This is a genomic window from Spirillospora sp. NPDC049652, from assembly GCF_040675125.1.
Lineage (GTDB): Bacteria > Actinomycetota > Actinomycetes > Streptosporangiales > Streptosporangiaceae > Spirillospora.
In genome coordinates, this window is the sequence record NZ_JBFAOF010001553.1 from 1 (window position 1) to 1091 (window position 1091).

The following is a 1091-nucleotide window of genomic DNA, read 5'->3' on the forward strand; positions in this document are numbered from 1 at the left end:
CACCGGAAAGAGGCGCGGGACGGGCCGGCGGGCCGTCCGGGGCGACCACGACCCGGTTCGGAGACGGCGGAGGCTGAGATGGCGGAAGTGACGGGACTGCGCGAGCTGCTGGCGCGGCGGAGGCTGGGCGCGCTGGTGACGATCAAGAAGGACGGGCGCCCGCAGCTGTCCAACATCATCTACCGGTACGACCCCGACCGGGACCTGGTCCGGATCTCCGTCACCGACGACCGGGCCAAGACCCGCAACCTGCGCCGCGACCCGCGCGCGAGCCTGCACGTGAGCAGCGAGGACGGCTGGTCCTGGACGGTCGCCGAGGGAACCGCCGAGCTCTCGGAGGTCGCCGCCGACGAGCACGACGCCACCGTCGGGGAGCTGGTGGACCTGTACCGCGCCCTCCAGGGCGAGCACCCCGACTGGGACGACTACCGCCGGGCCATGGTCCGCGAACGCCGGCTCGTCGTGCGGCTGCCCGTCGAGCACCTCTACGGGCAGCCGCTCCGCTGAGCCCCCGCGCCCCCGCCGCCCGCGCCGACCACGTCGGCCGCGCCGCCCGGGACGGCCGCGCCGCCGCGGGGGACGGTCAGGACGGGAGCAGGGCGGCGAGCACCCGGCTGTCGCCCCGCTGCCAGACCGTGCCGACCTCGCCGAACCCGGCCTCGGTCAGCACCCGGACGTGCGTGGACAGCAGGTGCGACTCCGAACCGTGGTGCGCGGCCGCCGAGTCGTCGCGGGCGGTCTTCAGGGGGCCGAGGTCGGGGTCGGCGGCCGCGGCCTCCCACCAGTCGCCCCAGTCCTCGGGAGGCGTGTCCCCGAAGCGGCGGGCCTTCTCCCGCAGTTGCAGCGCGCGGTCGAGTTCCGACAGGGCGGGAGCCCGGTCCTCGACCCCGAAGTTGTCGCCGTTCAGGAACAGCGCGCCGGGCCGCAGCACGGTCGCCAGCTCGCCGTAGGTGACGGCGAGCTCGTCCTCGGTGATCCAGTGCAGCGCCGTGGTGCTGACGGCGGCGTCGGCCGGGCGGTCCAGCCCGAGCGCCCGCGTCCAGCCGGGGACACGGAGGTCGGCGTCCACGAACCGCAGGTTCGCGCGGCCG

At 75.8% G+C, this 1091-nt stretch carries 2 protein-coding genes; one reads left to right on the forward strand and one right to left on the reverse strand.

The features are described 5' to 3' along the window. Positions 1 to 78: 78 nt before the first annotated feature. On the forward strand, positions 79 to 507 hold the full coding sequence (locus AB0J52_RS41860; protein WP_500188857.1) for a PPOX class F420-dependent oxidoreductase: 429 nt from the start codon (positions 79 to 81) through the stop codon (positions 505 to 507). A 76-nt stretch (positions 508 to 583) separates the two neighbouring features. Here the strand turns inward: AB0J52_RS41860 and AB0J52_RS41865 are convergent. After that, positions 584 to 1091: class I SAM-dependent methyltransferase (locus AB0J52_RS41865; RefSeq protein WP_500188859.1), on the reverse strand; the 508-nt coding region annotated here is incomplete at its 5' end.

Coding starts and splice junctions, on each gene's coding strand:
- AB0J52_RS41860 (WP_500188857.1), top strand. CDS start 79: ATGGCGGAAGTGACGGGACTGCGCGAGCTGCTGGCGCGGCGGAGGCTG.